Genomic DNA, 18,495 nt, shown 5'->3' on the forward strand with positions numbered 1-18,495 from the left:
GTTGCCACCTAGATGAACATCGCACTGAGCCCGTTTGCATCAGGTGGCTCCAAGTCTCAATCGCGTTACGGATCTTGGTGTGAAGCTGGCTGTGCTCTCAGACGACGCGTGATTTAGTGATCAGTGGAATAACAGCTCTGAGGCTGTAGATGTTCGAGCAAATGGGAGCAAAGGTGAGAGCAAAACGCTTACTGCCATCTGGCTGCAGTTTTCACATCACGCTGCGCTGCAATGGCAGGCAGTTCTTAATCGCCAAAGCCCTTAGGCGTGATGTGTTGTTGGCGGTACTTAAAAAGGCCAAGCAGAAATTTGCCGTGAGGGTGTATGGGCTCTGCCTGATGGCTAACCACCTTCACTTGCTGCTTAAGCCAACCGATGCCAAGGATTTGCCGAGGTTGATGCACTGGTTCGCTTGGTATTCCGCCATGGCCTTGAACCGCTTGAGCGGTCGTTGTGGGCACTTCTGGGAGGCCAAGTATTTCTCAACGCCGATCCACCCCAAAGATCACCGGCGAATGCTGAATAGCTTGAGGTATATCCATGCCAACCCAAAAGCGGCTGGGGTAAGGAAAGGCTTTTATGACCCCTATTCCAACTTTATCAATCTGTCCACTAGGTTATGGCTATGACTTGGGTTTGAGGGTGTCTTTAGGGTTGATATGTCAGTGATATGCGCTTGTTTGACAAGTAGATGTGACCTTCCATAACCACCTTCCTCCCCCTTGATCCCATCTATAGATAAGCCCATCTTATTACTATAGCATGATATTGACAAGAAAAGCTAATAGAAACAGATGAACAGCAAATCCTTCGGCATCCTCGGCCAGGATCTGTCTTCAAGTATATGTCTATCTTATAGAGATATAATGATAATGTGAGTAAATATTAGGGAGAGCAGGAGGAGATGGTTATTCTCGTCTAACCCAAGCGCGTTAGCGGCTGCTTCTATTGACTATGGCTGCGGCGAGAGCGTTCTGCTCTATCCACGCCGTAAATAAGCCTTAGCGCAGGGATGACTGAGAGGCCCATGCCCACAGCTTTGACCATCAGGCCACGCTGGAAGGCCCTATAAGCGCTCTAATGGCCTTGTTAGAGAGTCCCCTCAAAGCTTCTTCTGCTCCATGCAGAGGCATGTATAGGGAGTGGCTCCTTCCTTTTTTCAATGAGGGGGTTGGCTATGGGGGAAATTAGTGGCCCTCGTCTATACGTATACCCTTCAGAAAAAAATGTCATTTTACTCCGAAAATGTTTAACCAGATACATACCTCTAAATGAACGCATAGACATCAACAGGGAACCTACCTTCCCTCAATCAAGCATTAAATAAAGACGGCTCATAAGTATCACTCCCAGTCATTAAATCACCATCTGAGGCCTGACCCAAGTGGCTTTGAGCTGCTTAGGAAGCCTGACTCAGTCTTATGCCAACCTTCAGGGATTTAATTGAGCCGATCATCTCAATTCCAAGCCAATCGTTGTTGGCTGGCAAATAGCCTTCGCTTGTTGTTTTACTGGCGCCAGTGCAGATGGCTGTTTTAAGCGATGACGCTTAAGTCGATAGCGGATCCTGGAAATAATCACCAGCAATGTCGTTATCGCTGCTGTCGCTATTGCCATCTCCTCCGATCACCCCTGTCGTACCTGAGCTTTCCAGGGATTCAACGAAGTCAGTGCCGGCTTCTACAGCGTTTTGATCCTTAAACGCTTGGTTATCCCAGGTCGTGTCGCCTGTTGTGCCTTGGTTATCCAGTTGCTCCCATGAAATTTCACTCTCGCCAAGGAAGGCATCTGTTGATGTTTCTGCTACTTGATGCAGGCTTTCGCCCCAGTCGGCATCCAACACAGCTAGATCAGCCATCGAAATCTGCCCATCAAAGTTGGCATCCACTCCTCGCGCCACACTCGCATCAACAAAGCCATCTCCATTTGCATCCACTGAATCGGGATCCTCACTGGCTTGTTGTTGTCTTGCTGCTCCAGCATTGAGATACGCCAGATCTTTCATCGAGACCCTGCCGTCGTAGTTGAGATCGCCTTGGAAGGTGATTAGGTTTTTGGAGCCCTTTTGATTTTTAAAGATGTCTGAGCCTGTTGCTTGAAGACTGAGGATGCCTTGGCTTAGATCAACAACATTGCCTGCAGCACCGGTGATCTCGATATCGGCAACCAGTTGCGCTGTTTCTTGGCCTGCTTGCACAAATGCGCCATCAACAAAGCTGCCACTCTCGAGGTCTGTTGATGTTTGACTGTCGTCAGGTGAACTGATATAGAAACCAGAGCTCGTTAAACTTGCATTGGCATTTGTTAGGCCAGTAATTTGTATGTCTTTTGCCTGAATGTTGCCAACATTGGTCCATTCACTTGTGGCTGTAATCGTATCGCCAGCTCGTACTAAATTTGTTTGTTTTGAGTTATAAGAGCCAATATCAAGATCACTACTTAAGATCAAGCCATCGCCTTGTTCTTCTAGATTGATTGTTGCCTCATAAAGGGTGACTTTGGTTCCTTCTACAGCTAAATCACCACCAAGATCGCGCAAGCTCTTGATCTCGCGATTGCTCAATCCTGATGCATCGGTGAGATCCTTAGAAAATACTGTTTCATCTTGATTGGCACTCAAGCCAAAGAACAGTGGTGTGCTGGGATCAAGGATCTTGCCATTGGAGTTTTGCGTGAGCGTATCGAGGCGAAACTCATTGAAGTTCAGATCAATCGATGCCAAAACACCACCATCCGCGCCGATGCTCGCTCCAGCATCGGCTAGATGGTTTCCATAAAGATCTCCTGGAACTAGATCACCAAGACTTGCAGCAGCAATACGGATTGTTCCCACATCATTATCGATGCGAACCGCATTGGCGATGGGTAGTTGGCCGCCAATGGTGATATCCGATGCCTTGATCTCGTTAAACAGAAAAGGATCAAAGTTGATCGTGATATCTGCTGTTTCTAAGTCATATCCAGCTGCCAAGCTCTTGGCTGTGATGTCCAGGCGATAGGTGTCTTGCCAATCAACAGAATCGCCAAGCACTGCCAGTTGCTTGAGATCAGTTTGTGTGTCAGTGCCATTGATTGAGTGAAGGCTATAGCTCAGTTCCAGATCGCTATCTGGTGTTAGTGAATAGGCTGGAGCATATTTACTCAGAAAAGCATCTTTACTACCATTATTGATCTGTCCATCAAGGTTGCCAGCTGTGTAGCCAGCGATATAGATCGAGCCGTCGCTGCCTGTTGTTAGCGCAGTGGCTTCGTCACTTGAAGCTGTACCTAATAGGTGGGTCCATTCTTTATTGCCATCAGGATCATATTTAGTTAAAAAGGCATCACGACTTCCACTATACGGTTTTTCATCAAGGTTGCCAAGTGTGTAGCCAGCGATATAGATTGACCCGTCGCTGCCTGTTGTTAGCGCATTGGCTTCGTTATTTGAAACTGTACCTAATAGCTGGGTCCAATCTTTATTACCATCAGGATCATATTTATCTAAAAATGCATATCTTTTAACACCTATTAAATTGCTGTACGGAGGAATAGTGTAAGCATTGCTATCGTCATAAATAGAACCAGCGATATAGATCGAGCCATCGCTACCTGTCGTTAAGGCATTGCCCGATGAATTTTTGTTTGGACTTAATGTATCGGTCCAAACCTCCGTGCCATCAGGATTATATTTAGTTAAATAAGGAAGAAAGTCGAGAGTAGCAGCGACATAGATCGAACCGTCGCTGCCTGTTGTTAGTGCTCGGGCATCGTCATATGAAGTTGACCCTAATAGATTGGTCCAATCCTTCGTGCCATCAGGATCATATTTTGTTAAAAAGGCATCACCACGTCCACTATGCGGTTTTCCATCAAGGTCTCCACCTGTAATACCAGCGATATAGATCGATCCGTCACTGAATGTTGTTACCGCATGGGCATGTTCATATGAAGATGTACCTAATAACTGGGTCCAATCCTTCGTGCCATCAGAATCATATTTAATCAAGAGGGAGTCGGAGCTACCACTATTCGTCTGTCCATCAAGGTCGACAGTTGAGTAGCCAGCGATATAGATAGAACCGTCGCTGCCTGTTTCTAGCGCATAGGCCTGAATGTCACTTGGTCCTAAAAACTGGGTCCAATGCTTCGTTCCATCAGGATCATATTTAGTTAAAAATACATCTTCGCTACCACTATTCGTCTGTCCATCAAGGCTGAAATTTGCATCGCCAGCGATATAGATCGAGCCATCGCTTCCCGTTGCGAGGTATTGGTCGCTTACATAGGAAGCACCCAATAGCCTCGTCCATTGTTTGGCTAGAGGAGGTTCCCAACTCTGTGTAATATTCGGATTACTTCTGGCTAGGGATATTTCAGCAATGCCTTGAAGTTCTGCTATACCAGGCCAATTAGGATTTTCACCATCATCCCAAAGACCTGATTCACCGATGTAGCCGTAATCCTGCCCATTCGGATCGCTGGCTGTTGAATTGTCTGGATTAGTGCCAGACCAGTTTGTATAAGTGGAACCACTTCTATCAGCCCACTGCCAATCTCCTTCTACCTTGTAATCACTGAAGCCAATCCACTTTTTAAGACTTAGATTCTCAGTTAGCCACTGATTCTTTGCTGCATCATTAATCGTGACCAGATTCCCTCCAATACTTTGAGCGTTAGCTTCTGCTTCTTGCCATGAAGGCCCATCAACAATCACATAAGCCGAATCACCACGGCGTACGTAGTTGGTTGACATTGATGTGTCTTTGATCTCTACAGTGGCTGTATTGCCAACTTGCTCTGTGCGTAAAGCATCAGTAAATAGTTTGACGTCTAAGCTTTCAGGGCCTTCCCTTGTTTGATCATTCCTGAGCGTATGGGAGAAAGAGAACTTACCTTCTGAATCAGTTTGGCTTGAGCCTGTTAAAGCACCTTCTTCAAAGTCTCCTTGATTGATACCAGTACCAGAAACTGACCAATGCAGTTCAGTTCCTGGTTCTACAAATCCTGTACTGACATTAGTTGTCAGCACCTGGCCTTCTTCTATTGAGCTGGAGGATGTTGTTAGCTCATAGGTTGGTGGCTGAGATGTATCTCTGATCTGTACATCGGCAACTATTCCTGCCCAGGTTGTGCCAGCAACAGGCTGGTTATGGGCTGCATCCGTGAATAGCTTGATACCTAGAGTTTCATCTCCTTCTGTCTTTGCATCTTTAGCGAGGGTATGCGAGAAGATGAACTTGCCTTCTGAATCAACCTGACCTGACCCTTGAATTTGCCCATCAGAGAGATCATCTTGATTGATATTCGCCCCAGTTAATGACCAATGCAGTTCTGTGCCTTCTTCTACATATGTCGTACTGACAGTAGTCGTTAAAACATCGCCTTCATCAATTGCCTTGCTAGAGGTTGTGAGTTGATAAAGCGGTTCTTTTGAAGTGTCTACCACTTCAATGGCTCTTGGCTCTACAACTTCCTGTGTGCGCTGTGGATCAGAGAATAACCTTATTTGAAAGGTCTCCAGATCTTCTGTTTTGAGATCCTCTGCAAGTGTGTGAGAGAAGGAAAATTCAGCAGCGAGGTCTGGTGTTTCTATATTGTTAGTCAGCTCTACTGTTCCAGAACCTGTTAGTTGCCCTGAACTAAAGTCTGATTGATCAATATTGTTGCCTGAGATCTGCCAATACAGTTCAGTACCCGGATCCACATAATTGGTATTAACGCGGGTTGTTACAACATCGCCTTCTTCTAGATGAGTAGTCGTAGTGGTAAGACTATAAGCAGGAGACTTGGATGTATCTTGAATGATAATTGAAGCACTCTGTGCAACTTCATCTGTTCGTTGATAATCGGAAAATATTTTCACTCGTAATCGTTCTGCTCCTTCTGATTCACGATCATTCGCAATCACATGAGAGATCGTTGCTTGGCCTTGGGAGTCAAGATATTCCGTTCCCTTCAATTGACCTGAATTAACATCAGACTCTGTTATGTCATCTCCTGCTTCACCAACTAATGACCAATAGATTGGCGTACCTGATGGGAGATTCGTTGTATTGATTGTGCTCGTAAGAAGTTCCCCTTCTTGCAAGGACTCTTTTGAGCTGAAGAGCGAGTAAGTTGGAGTTAGAGAAGTGTCTATGATTTCAATCTCCAAGGTCTCGCCTACTTGGTTATCTCTTAAAGAGTCAGTAAATAATTTGATCTCTAAGTTTTCGTTTAGTTCTGTTTTGCGATCATTAGCGAATTCGTGAGTGAAATTCGCTTTTCCGAGTGCTCCGATGAGAATTGAGCCTTCTAAGTTTCCTTCTGAAAGGTCTGCTTTGGTTATGTTATTGCCATCTAAAGACCAGAACAGCTCTGTTCCTGGATCAATATTGGTCGTGCTGACATGAGTAGTGAGTCGTTTTCCTTCTTCTATTATTGTTGATGAAGATGTTAATGCGTAAGTTGGAGTTTTGGATGTATCAACTATTTCTATCGATACTGGGTAAGCAGCTAACTCTGTTCTTTGCTCGTCAGAAAATAGGTTAAATTTGATTTCTTCGTTGCCTTCTGTCTTTTGATCATTATTTAGAGTATATGAAAGATTTATACTGCTGTTTCCTTGAGCGGTCCAGTCTCCATCAAGCTCGCCTGCCGCGAAATCATCTATATCAATATTTTCCCCTGAAAGATTCCAGTAGACCTTAGAGTTTGAATTGGCATCTAAGCTTTCTATCGAGATGGTAAAAGATTGATCCTCTTCGGTTTGAGTCGTTGATGTCGTTACTTCAAAGCCTGCTTCATAACTGTATTTTGTAAGGTAAAAATCCTGGTTGCCCGTGTAACCCTTACCATCATCGCTATAAGTTTCACCATTGAAATTACCCTCTGTAGCGCCAATCAAATAGATTGAGCCATCTTCATATATAGCCATATCAGCAGTATTCTGAGTTCTGGAAGCAGACATGGCTCCAGAAAATGTATTGCTAGCAGATGTAGAAATATAATTTCCATTAATTAGTTCACTGTTGTAGCTATCAAAGTCGCCTGTTCCATCCGATCTAATCTTCGAGATATATACATCCATTCCATCTCCGAAAGACCAACTTGATCCTGCTGAAACGACTGATCCATCCTTATAGGTATCGATTTGACCCCCATAGTCAGGCGGGCTTCCGCCTAGCAATCTTGTCCATTCTCTATGGCCTTCACTAGTCAATTTAGATATAAAAACATCTTCCTTAGAGCTCCATATGCCGCTGTGATTATTTTGCTCACCATACATATCTCCAGCCGTACTTCCAGTAACATATAGTGAATCATCAAACCCTACTGATACTGACACGCTCCCATATTCATTTTCAGCACTGCCTATAAGGGTTGTCCAACTTCTATCACCATCTTTCGTGTAAGAACTGATGAATACATCTGCTGCTACTCCATGATTATTTTGGCCATCAAGCACAGAACTAGTTGTGGTTCCGGAGACATAAACTTGACCATCACTATCAGTAGCTAGTGAGGAAGTAATATCATAGGCCCAATCATTTCCTATCAGATTGATCCAATCAAAAGCACCATCGCTATCATATTTACTGATAAAGCTATTATTTCCTCCAAGAACGAAAAAATCACCTGTTACATAAATAGAGTCTTCTCTGTCTACGTGGATATCTTTTGGGGCTGATATATATCCAACTTCACCTGTATTATTGATTAATTTGCTCCATATCAGATCTCCATCAGAAGTATGAGTACTAATGAAGCCCAGGCGTACTACATGCTTTACTGTCTCGCCTTCGTATTCTATTTTGTAATCCGTATCATCGCCAGCTCTTATAGTTCCTGCGATATGAATATTTCCATCTTCGGCAACTGTGACAGCATTCGTTTCTTTTGAAGCGTTTGTAATTTCAAATAAGTTATTCCATTGCTGCGTACCTTCGCTTGAATATTTGCGTATAAAGGATGATCCATCTACTGTTCCTGTTATGAATACATTCCCGTATCTATCAGTCGCTACTGAACTAAGAGATGTTGCTTCATGATCATCTAATAACTTTGTCCAATGATGTTTATAGGTATTCAGTGGAATGCTTGTTGACGTGTCATTAATCAGAATATTTGAACTCTCGGCTACTTGATTAGATCTTGCTGGATCAGAGAAGACCTTGAGCTTTACGGTTTCGTCGCCCTCCGTCCCGTGGTCTTCTGCAAAAGTCTGCGAAATGATGATTTTGCCTTCAGAATCAACCTGAGCAGAACCTTCTAATTCTCCAGCTTCTAAATCATTAGCAGTTATATTTCTCCCGCTAAGCCTCCAGTAAAGAGTCGCATCTGGATCTGCATTAGTAGTAATAACTGTAGTTGTTAACTGTTGGCCTTCATTAACCTGGCTAGCGGAGGTTGATAATGTGTATGTGGGGTCAAGCGATGTATCGTTGATAGCAACTGAAGCAGTATTAGCGACTTGAACTGTTCTGGCAGAATCAGTAAAGATCTTGACTTTTAGATCTTCATTGCCTTCTGTTTTGCGATCTTCTGCAAGCGTATGAGAGAAGGTGGCCTTGCCTTGAGAATCAACCTGCGCAGAACCTTCTAATGCGCCGGCTTCTAGATCATCTGCTGTGATGTTATTGCCACTCAGTTGCCAGTAAAGCGTGGTGCCAGGGTCTATTTCGGTTGTCGTGATTGTTGTTGTTAGCTGTTGGCCTTCATTAACCTGGCTCGCAGACGTTGATAACGTGTAAGAGGGATCAAGCGATGTATCGTTGATGGCAACTGATGCTGTATTTCCTACTTGAGAAGATCGTGCGGAATCGGTATAGATCTTGACTTGCAAGTTTTCATTGCCTTCTGTTTTTCGATCTAATTTAAGTGTGTTAGTGAAGCTGGCCCTACCTTGATCATTAACCTGCGCAGAACCTTCTAATTCGCCAGCTTCTAAGTCATCCTCTGTGATGTTATTGCCGCTCAGTTGCCAATAAATCGTGGTTCCAGGGTCAACAAACGATGTACTAATTATGCTTGTGAGAACTTGGCCTTCATTGACTTGATCGGCGGAAGTAGAGAGGCTATATGTCTGTTGATCATCAAGATCATTCACCCCAAGAGTGAATGACTTCGCAACGGCTAAACCTTCTGTATCTTTTGCTTGTAGCCGTACAGAGTAGCTATCTTTAGTTTCATAATCAGCAGCTTCATTAATGACAAGTTGATTGCCACTGATGCTAAAGAATGAATTATCTTGGCTGCCAGCTCCTGATAAGAATGAGAAGCTATGGTTGTTGCCTGAATCAGGATCCGTTGCTGATAGCGATACAATCGCAGTTCCAGCTGCTAGGTTTTCATCAAAGCTTGAGGCTGAAAGCGTTATATCGGTTGGAAAGTCATATGTTGAGCCATTGAAATTAATCCGTTCAATATTGAAGAGTTGATCTGTTCCATCTCCCCCTCTCAAGGAGCTGAGGAGTTGATCTGTTCCATCTCCCCCTCTCAAAGAGCTGCTATCAGCAACTTGAAATGCTCCACTACTGCCATCCAGGCTTAAATTGTATTCACCAATATTTCCACTAAAGGCAGCTGTATCAAATCCTGCCTGGCCATCTATGAGGTCATTGCCTGATTCTCCAAAAATAATATCGCTATTGTCTCCCCCTTGAATCGTGTCATGTCCATCTCCCCCTTGAATCGTGTCATATCCAACTCCCCCCTGAATCGCATTATGATAGTCGTTTCCTACTATCGAATCAGAAAATGATGAACCTTTCGCATTTTCGATAACAGCATTGCCTGTTGAGTTATAAGCAATCGTGTAACCCTTAAGTTCACCATCAACTTGAGAAACAAAGCCGCCACCTCCTGGCTCATTCTCTAATGTTGCATTGCGTAGGTCAATTGTGACTGATCCAGTAGCACCTGATGCATCAATGGTGTCATTGCCTGCAGCATCCCAGATTGACTGAAAGCCATTTAAATTTAAATCTAGTGAGTAAGTGTCATCGCCAGTTTTGTTGGATTGGTTAGGGCCATAGAGATACTGGATGGCTGCAATATCAAAAGCACCGATTCCGGTTAAATATCCATTGGTATCTGATAAGGAAGGAGCATATTGATTCGCATCGTTATTGTTGTAGGTCATCACCGACCAAGGAGTGGCGTTTAAACCGTTATCGCCTCCATCAGTCCATGCTGGTGGCCATTCACCAGATTCAGTTGGCTCATCTGTTGGATTTTCTATACCGGGGAAAGGCGGGAATGGAGTTCCATAACCGTCTCCGCCAGTGGCATGTGGATGCTTTAAACCAAGTGCATGGCCAAATTCATGAGTATAAGTTAGGTAATTGTTTCCACCAGGTTCAAGACTTTGGCTTGTTGTCTCGTCGTAGTATGCCCTATTGATTTGTATAAGACCAGACAATAGTGCGTCTGGGTGAGTTATCCATCCCCAGCCTGGTCCATCGTTCGGATCATCAACTATTGACCACTGAATATTTGCTGGATTATTAAACTGATCAGGATCTGTATTTTCAATAAACCTTAAATTGCCAACATCTGAGTAAGCAGACATTGCGCTTAATGCCGCATCCTTTTCAGCTTGTGTCAAGTCTAAATTGTTTACATTTAAGTCAGGCGCAAGATCTGTTATATAAACGTCAAAAAGCTCCTTGAATTTATTGTTAACCGCGGCCCACTCTCCAGCCGGAGAAAAATGATACTCAATATCTACTATGACATTGTTGTCAGGATCTAGATTCCCCCACTTGCCCCCATCTATCAGCCCTTTTATATATGCATTGCCTCCATTTAGTTCATCCCATGTGTTAACAGAATCTAATACAATCTCTGGAGGATTTGGTTGCATTACCTTTTGCCCCCGCTCATTAGCTCCCCTCTAGCCACTAGGTAATATCTCTCATCTAATATGCACTTCATTGCTTGCTGGCGGCGGATGATGTGATCCATACCCTCCAGAGCAACTCTTTATCAAATCACTGTCTGGTGTTTGATGGTGTGTTTCTTTTTAATTCTCTATCCAAGAAGCCAGACAAGAATCTTGGCAGTAGGTATTTAGCGCAGTCTTCTTGCGTCATATATGCACTAATGCGCCACTGCAGACCTAAAGCCCTCTATCCCAGGTAAAAACCCTTGGTACATGCTCTAGGTCAACGCAAGACAACCGCAGAGGCAACTAGTTCCACGCTCTTCGTGGATTGATCTTGGTGTTGTGGTTTCAGCTCTTCTGGCTGTAAGGGCTACCTACCTACAAATAACTAGGCATCTCTAAGCACACACACCTCCTAATGGCATCTCAAGGAATTGAACCTTGACTAGGCACCAGCGATGCTTTTTTCTATAGCAAAGGACACAAGCAAGGTGTCACCTACAAAAGAAACTAAACCACTAAAGACTACCTCTGACCACTCGAACCACCAAGGGATCAACAGGCTCCGATATTTATGCCTCGGTAACGGGCAGTAGTCTACTGGTGGTCATATTGTTGGTCCTAACCTAAGAGGGCTTCAGCCGCACTGAAGTAGGAATCTCTAATGCTGTGCAATGTCCTACGGGTTTTACCCTTCTTGTAAGTATTTGCGTAGGCGTCAGCTCGTACAGCCTTCTTGATTAGAAAAGCTGCTACACGCTCTCTGCTTGTCAATTCTTGTGTTGGCATTGGATTACTGGGGATGATTAGAATGATTCTTTACTGGCTCTTCCAAAACAAATAACTCCTTTTATTAGGTATTCAAGTTGAGGAAATCCACCTTAAAGAGTAATATATACAGGCATACTTCGTATGCAATATATAGCCTTTAAGGCTGTTATACCTTCACTAGGCATTATAGATGCTAGGGTAAAAACCTTCTATATATATTAATTCGCTTCGCTCATACAAACACTGGGTTTTCCAGTGCCTTCACTGAGGCGATTATTAGAGGGGCTATAGAACTCAGGAACCTTCAAAACCTGGAACTACGGGGACTCTTGCTGACTGTGCAGCGTTTTATCCTTCGTATAGGGCCCCCTCCCTTATTTTTCCCTGAGATTTCTTGTGTTAGAAGGGATCCCAGGGATAGGGGAGAGGGTACAAAATTTAGAGTAGGTATTTATCGAGGATGTCATCCAGCCTTGTGTTGTGCCTCTTTGGGTGGGTGGTGAGTGTCACCTTGAGTGGTTCTGCGTTTGGTTTTGTTTCCCAGTTAATGACCATCTCTTCGATCTCTTTTTTTTCTTCCTCAGTCATTGGTTCCTCTAAGTCTTCGTATAGAGATGCGGCTCCCTCCCAGCAGGCCATATTCATCTGGAACTTAGCTAGGTCATAGTCGATACGGCCTGTGTCTAGATCAATTGCTTCAGCACTGTGCTCAAGCAGCCAATCATCCAACAGTGCATTTTCTCTCTCTTGGCGTTCAACAGCTTCGTCAAAGCTCTTCTCCTTTGCTGCATGTAGGGCTTTCAGAGTTGAGCCACCTTGTCTGTCTCTTCCCCCTGCATCCAGCCACTCTCTATTGAGTTGTTTCTGGCTGATCTTCTTGCTTTTTGTCAGGCTTCTGATGTCTCCTCTGCGGATTGATTCAGCCAACTCCAGGTAGTAATACCTCAAAGCTTCAGCTTCAGTGATCCTCCACTGTTCAGCGCCTTGCCGCAGCAATACACATTCACTTTCAGTAAGCCTGATCTGTAGCTCATGATTCCTTAGACCAGCTTCAATGCCTCTGTTAGCACCCATAAGTGCAGAGTGTGATCGGTGCCAAAGCACTGCGCTATCTTGCTCATACATGGCTATCCGTATCGCCTCAGAGCTGTTCTTGCATTGAAGAATGTTGGTTAAGCCTTCCAGGACTTGAAGCTCATTGTGAGTCATCCGGATGGTTTTCTTCTTGGTCTTCTTTTCTTTGTTAGTCCTTATCGGGTGTTTGGTCGTATCGAACCTATGCTTATGGATAGGAAAATAAGTACCTAACGTGCCCTTATTGAACTTCTTATTCTTAGCCATTTTTGGTTTGGTCGGTTCAGTCCTTTTGCAGGTTTAATGTCTCGGCAGGACAATACCTTCAGCAATGGATTCGATCCATCAGCTCTAGCTTTTTGTCGAAGATTAAATTGATTGATTTCTGTTTCCCTTCTATTAATATTATAGGATACTTTTCAATCTAAAGTCAACCTTATTTGAGGATCTCCCTTAGATTATCCATGTAGATGCCAAGCTCAGCCTCTGGTAATCCTTGAGGGATTTTTCTTACAGCTTCTTTGAATTCAGCTTGTTTGCAGAGATAGCAAGGCTTAGTCAATTCCTTGTCGTTGAGGGCTACGTATGCCTTGCCGCAATTAGGACACTTTGTTTTTATAGATAATCATGAGAGATAACTCCTTCCGGTGATAAGCGCAGCTGTATAAGTTTTCTTGGGGGCAAAGGTCTGGGAATTTTTAGAGTTAATTACTCGCAATTCCCCTCTCTTACGGGCATGACCAAACCGCACCCTCTCAGCAGCACCTAGAAGCGCCTGCAACACACTTGAAAAGCAGCCGCGTCTACCAGGCGTAAATCGGGGCTTTTGTTCGCTACAGGCCCTCATAGGGGCCTCTCAGGATTTGAAATCTTTTGGCTTTTAGATTAGCTGAGCTTATTGATTATTGGGTTGTTGTGGTTCCTCTTGTTAACCAGTCCACCCAAATCAATGGGCGTTTCTCCTTAAGCAACAGGGATCAAATCAAGGAGCGTTTTTCTTGTATACATGTCGGACCAAAACTCACCCCTAGAAGCCCCTGCAATAAGCCTCTGCTATCTACACGCTGATTCTACCTATTTAACATTTAGGCGCCTTCTGGCTCCTCCTATACACCTCTCTGTGCCCAGCTGTCTAATACCTTCCACACCTTCTCTGCTTCTCTACGTAATAACTCCTCTGGGTATTGCCCATAAGTCATCGACATCTGACTACCTGCAAAGTGTCCAAGGATCCGCTCAACTGTAAACTCCTCAGCACCTGCTAATCGTGCTGCTGTTCTGTATCCGTGTCTGAAACTATGGGGGGTTAATTCATCGTGTGGTCTCAGCTTATTGAAGTGTCTTCTAAACGTCTGAGCATGGACTTCCACAACACCTTTACTTTTAACAAGTATTCCCTTAGTCCGTTCAGCTAGCTCCTCTGGAATCGGTACCTCCCTAATGCTCGCCTTGTTCTTTGGCTTCCAGTCTAGGGTAGGTCTAATGATTAATTTATTAGTTTCAATTGTACAGTTAAGCGCTTCTCCGATCCTTACGCCTGAGAATATCAATAATTGAAGGATTGCCCTTTGTCTAGGGGCTAGATTCCCTCTTTGAGCCCACATGTATTGATAGTCTTCTGGCTTAGCTTTATACAAATGCCTTGTTGAGGCAGCACTCGTATCAACTCGATCAAAGGGGTTGGTGAACTCATCATCTGTAAACCCACCCTTGATGAGAGATGAAATTAGATTCGATAAACCACTGGCTCTACAGGCAATGGTTAGTGGGCTTAATCCCTGAGCTTCCATTCTCTCAACCATCTCCCTTACATCTGCTGTCTTGACTGATAGTGGGCCAGCCTTAACAGCTCTTGCTGGTAGTGCCCTCAGGCCCGCCTCAACGTTCTCTTTCCAGCTCTTACTTACCTCTCCACCCCTCTTCCTTTGATGCCTCTTTGCAGCGATCTCAATAGCCTTATCCCAGTTGATCCCTCCTACTACCTCCTCTACTTCTAGGTCTACTTCTTCTTCATTGAATAGGTTTATTGCACGTGTGGTCGCAACCCTTTCCTTTCCTGTATCTGGATCTAGCTCTGTATACGTGATGGGTTCAAACCACTTGTACTTAGTTGGGTCTGCAATCCTCTCTAGCTCTGCTTGAGCCTCAGGCCATCTTCTTAGTGCCTCTGATCTGATCTTGGTCTTAAGGCTGATGTGATGCCTCTTCCCTTTGATCATCTTCACTGCATACCAATAGCCGGAACTATCGATACGCCGTGGTCCTGTTGCTGCTCTAGGCATGAATTAATTATCAGGTTCAACTTCATCGGTGTTTTCATATGCTTCCGGGAAGCCTCTGACTGCTTCTTCAAACGTCTTGTAGATCTCAGGCAATGGCATTCCCTTGTCTTCGTATAAAGCAGCTAAGACCTCAAGGTGTTGGGTGGTGAGGGCTAATAGCTCTAGAGATGCAAGGTCGTCCATAGTCGTGACGTTGATGAGTCAGTGCGTTTGACAAGTTTAGACCAGTGACTCTGACAGTGATCTAATGCTGATCTGCCTTTTAGAAGCTCTTAGAGCCTAATCCAACTATGGCCACTACAGCAGGCTGCAATCAGACGGGATCAGTGAATGGAGCCCTGCCTTTTTAAAGCTATCGGCAACGCTCGATGGATGTGCCAATCGCTATGAGCTTTTCTGCCAGCGCTATCGCCATCACGGCAAAGCTGCTCCCAAGTGCCACTGGGGCTCACGGATGCTGAAGCGATTTGTTCAGAGCAGCAGGAGCAACAGAAGCAAGAGAAATCGAATATCACCAGGCCAACAACGATTGCCATGGGATTGGGATGTTCGCCTCAATCAAATCCCTGAGGATTGGCATCAGGTTGCGGTGAGATTTAGAAAAACAAATGGAATCAGAGATGGAGATCAAACTCTCAGACTGTGGTGATTAAGTTAGGGATATAAGTAGTTTTAGAGTCAAAGAAGTTGAAGGTAAATTTGTGATGAATGCCAAGAACTATTGCTGATTGATGCCTGCTGAACAAGACATGAAGGCAACTTGTCGAAAGTCAATGGTGCCAGGCATTGGATAACTTTTTTGTGATTCGAGAGTGATTTAAGAAATAAAAAACCCCTGCTAATACAAGGGCTGTGAGTGTGTAGTTCTGTGTTGTTTAACATATCGCGACAGCGACAGCGGTTCCTATTTGATTTCTTCGGATCTTCTGGGCAGACATTTTCAGATCCGACATTCTTCCGCTATGCAGATCCCTCCTATGATCGAACAGGCAGGTCAGCATGTTGCCTCATTTCTCCCAGCTGTTCTTAACGGTCCCGAATGGTTGCCAATGGTTGAGTGTTAAGTGTTCCTGTTCACCCAGAAAGTTCGATCATGATCGGTCTTACATAAGTCACCATCAGTCCTCTTAGTCACCATCCTGTTCACCTTCCAGTCGAAGTGTTGCAATGATGATCGATTCCAACAGCCCCGGCAACCATCTGTATTGCCAGGATAACCCCCAGCCACACCTTCCAGTTCACTGTCCGAAAGTTCAGCATTAAACCAGCTCTTAAAATCATCGGCAGAAATCATAAAACCTGCTTCTTTTGCAATCGCAGTCACTGCATCAACATCAGCAGCGGCTTTGAGCTGTTCCAGAAGGCTGGTGTCGGCTTTGACTTTTTCAAGGAACGCTTTGAGTTGTTCTTCTGACATTGGTTGTTGGGTCGATTTTTAATATGTGTAGCCCAACCCAAGCTTGAAGACTGCAAGCATCGATTGAATTGAATGAAATTTCCACATTCCACAAGAGCTGGATAGCAGAGGGCATCAGTGAATGGCACCCAACCTTTTTAAAGCTCTCGGCAACGCTTGATGGATGCTCCAAGCGCTATGAGCGTTTTTGCCAGCGCTATCGCCATCACAGTAAAGCTGCTCCCAAATGCCACTGGGGTAGTCGCAAACTTAAACGGCTGGTGAGCAGTGCAAGAACTAGAAGTAAGAAGAAGAGGGTTTCACCAGGTCAACAACGATTGCCTTGGGCTTGGGATATTCGCCTCAATCAAATTCCAGAGGAGTGGCATCAACTTGCCATGAAATTTAGAAAGGCAAATGGAATCAGAGATGGTGATATTCAGTTCACGTTCTGAGAGTGAATTCAGGAGATATAGGTATTGGCTAGAGGCGAGAAGTTGATGGTTAGCTTTTCAGTAGCGCATGACTATGTTCCAGACGGGCTTGTAGTCGAGGACCCCGGATTACATAGTTCCGTTTCTTCCTGACCATCCGGAACCGACACCTAGAGGTAACGAGAGCGTTGGCTCGGTGTCGAACTCGTCGAGCTTCTTCTGCGTTCCTTTTGGCATTTTTTCGACCCCCGTAGCTGATGTGGCACTAACTTGAGAGGTACACCTCGAAATGTTCGGCAGTGAACATTTTGAAGGCTGTTTCCCCTCGCTTAAGTGTATCGGGAACGGACGTCACTCTGGTAGTTGCCTACCAGACCTACGGTGAGCATTGGCGTGTTTTATGTCCTATTAGGAACAGTTTGCTCGCTCCTGTCAGTTTTAGAACTTCCTAGTCCAGGACATTAAAAAACCCCTCAGAGAGGGGCTTTTAAGTGGTGGCGGGGGGGAGATTTGAACTCCCGACCTTCGGGTTATGAGCCCGACGAGCTACCAGACTGCTCTACCCCGCGGTGACCCTCAAAAGCATACCTTTTGAGGCTGTCCAACCTGGTCTTTGTTTAGGTTTCCTGGTATCGCAGAGCGCCGGCCACTTCCAGCTGCACACCTGGAGCAATGAGCAACACCTGTTCCTCTAATTCTTGCAGTCCGGTTGGGGTGAGCCAATCAAGTTGGCGAAGTAGGTGGAGCGCTACAGCATGTTTTGCTCGTTTGGATCCGTCTTCTACTTTGATCGCTACACCCATCCCTTCACCAACGCGGCTTAGACATTGGACACCTTCTGCTCCACCCTTGCTCACGATTTGTCCGTGAGCTCGTCGCATGAGCTCAGTGTCAAATCGGCCTTCCCCTGCTACGAGTTCAGGATGGGCCAGCATTGCCCTAATTACTTGTTCCATTTCTGCCTGACGTGATGCCCCGAGATGGGCATAGAGCAGAGCTATTTGGTCTAGCCGTAGGCGAAGGGTTGGAGCTCCACAGTCATCCCGGGCAGCTACGAGCTCGTCGGCCGGTAGCCCAAGCAGTTCGGCTATGCGTCGATTCACTTCGACTTGCAGAGGATGGTTGCCTTGCAGGTATGAATCAAGGGGCCAACCCATTTTCTTGCTCGTCGCAAGAAAGCCAGCATGTTTCCCGGAGCAGTTGTGCTCTAGCGGGCTCGTGCCTCCTGTTGGAATCGGGCATTGCAGCAGGCTTGGGTCTAGCTCGGCATTCCAAAGCAACCTGAAGGCTTCGCGGGCATGGGCGGCTGTCCCTGAATGGGACCCACAGCAGATTGCCAATCCTTTTTCCCCACAGTTCATTTGCTCTGCTGCGCCACTACTCAACAATGGCAGTGCTTGAAAGGGTTTTAGAGCTGAACGGATGAAGGTTTCAAAGTCTGCACAGCCCGCTCGCATCAGGATGCGCCCACGCCCATCGCAAACCACAGCATGGACGCGATGGATCGACTCCACGCTGGAGCCACGCTTAAGGCTTACTTCAAGAGGCGTTGTGCTCGAACGCTGTGAGCTTCCGAACCAGGTTGGAAGATTCATGCTCAAGCAGACTTTTAGGCTTCAGAGAGCCTGGCAGAGACGCGCCCCCTTTGATGATGAGGCTTGTGATGAAGTCCATGGTTGGTGCCAAATA

Annotated in this window: 7 protein-coding genes, 1 tRNA gene and 1 pseudogene; 2 read left to right on the forward strand and 7 right to left on the reverse strand. The window is 45.3% G+C overall.

The features are described from left to right. Positions 1-149: 149 nt before the first annotated feature. Positions 150-599: pseudogene (locus tag EV12_RS08595) on the forward strand (transposase); the annotation flags it as partial. A 950-nt stretch (positions 600-1,549) separates the two neighbouring features. Here EV12_RS08595 and EV12_RS08600 read toward each other — a convergent pair. The 5 genes from EV12_RS08600 to EV12_RS13480 form a co-directional block, all read right to left on the reverse strand. Then, on the reverse strand, positions 1,550-10,828 hold the full coding sequence (locus EV12_RS08600) for a lectin-like protein (protein WP_036914605.1): 9,279 nt from the start codon (positions 10,826-10,828) through the stop codon (positions 1,550-1,552). A gap of 1,230 nt (positions 10,829-12,058) precedes the next feature. Further along, a complete protein-coding gene (locus EV12_RS08605; protein WP_152562326.1) occupies positions 12,059-12,694 on the reverse strand; it encodes a hypothetical protein in 636 nt (211 codons plus the stop codon). A gap of 1,106 nt (positions 12,695-13,800) precedes the next feature. After that, entirely contained in the window at positions 13,801-14,976 is a 1,176-nt protein-coding gene (locus EV12_RS08610; RefSeq protein ID WP_036931145.1) for a tyrosine-type recombinase/integrase, read from the reverse strand. A 3-nt stretch (positions 14,977-14,979) separates the two neighbouring features. Then, positions 14,980-15,159, reverse strand: coding sequence for a hypothetical protein (locus EV12_RS08615; protein WP_036914608.1), 180 nt, complete (start codon positions 15,157-15,159; stop codon positions 14,980-14,982). An 877-nt stretch (positions 15,160-16,036) separates the two neighbouring features. Then, positions 16,037-16,393 carry a Nif11-like leader peptide family natural product precursor gene (locus tag EV12_RS13480; protein ID WP_081939880.1) on the reverse strand — a complete coding sequence of 119 codons (357 nt, stop codon included), beginning with the start codon at positions 16,391-16,393 and terminating at the stop codon, positions 16,037-16,039. Between the two features lie 68 nt (positions 16,394-16,461). Here EV12_RS13480 and EV12_RS08630 point away from each other — a divergent pair, with 68 nt between their 5' ends. Next, positions 16,462-16,827 (forward strand): hypothetical protein, encoded by a 366-nt coding sequence (locus EV12_RS08630; RefSeq protein ID WP_241466509.1) that lies wholly within the window; start codon positions 16,462-16,464, stop codon positions 16,825-16,827. Between the two features lie 471 nt (positions 16,828-17,298). On the opposite strand, the gene EV12_RS08635 is transcribed toward EV12_RS08630, so the two are convergent. Both EV12_RS08635 and EV12_RS08640 read right to left on the reverse strand, forming a co-directional pair. Beyond that, a tRNA-Met gene (locus tag EV12_RS08635) sits at positions 17,299-17,375 on the reverse strand. A 48-nt stretch (positions 17,376-17,423) separates the two neighbouring features. Next, positions 17,424-18,401: an asparaginase gene (locus EV12_RS08640; RefSeq protein ID WP_036914610.1), complete on the reverse strand. Its 978-nt coding sequence runs from the start codon at positions 18,399-18,401 to the stop codon at positions 17,424-17,426. Positions 18,402-18,495 lie beyond the last annotated feature (94 nt).

It is taken from the genome of Prochlorococcus sp. MIT 0701 (assembly GCF_000760295.1).
In the GTDB taxonomy this organism is placed as follows: domain Bacteria; phylum Cyanobacteriota; class Cyanobacteriia; order PCC-6307; family Cyanobiaceae; genus Prochlorococcus.

Coding starts and splice junctions, on each gene's coding strand:
- EV12_RS08615 (WP_036914608.1), bottom strand. CDS start 15,159: ATGGACGACCTTGCATCTCTAGAGCTATTAGCCCTCACCACCCAACAC.
- EV12_RS08605 (WP_152562326.1), bottom strand. CDS start 12,694: ATGGGTGCTAACAGAGGCATTGAAGCTGGTCTAAGGAATCATGAGCTA.
- EV12_RS08640 (WP_036914610.1), bottom strand. CDS start 18,401: ATGAATCTTCCAACCTGGTTCGGAAGCTCACAGCGTTCGAGCACAACG.
- EV12_RS13480 (WP_081939880.1), bottom strand. CDS start 16,393: ATGTCAGAAGAACAACTCAAAGCGTTCCTTGAAAAAGTCAAAGCCGAC.
- EV12_RS08610 (WP_036931145.1), bottom strand. CDS start 14,976: ATGCCTAGAGCAGCAACAGGACCACGGCGTATCGATAGTTCCGGCTAT.
- EV12_RS08600 (WP_036914605.1), bottom strand. CDS start 10,828: ATGCAACCAAATCCTCCAGAGATTGTATTAGATTCTGTTAACACATGG.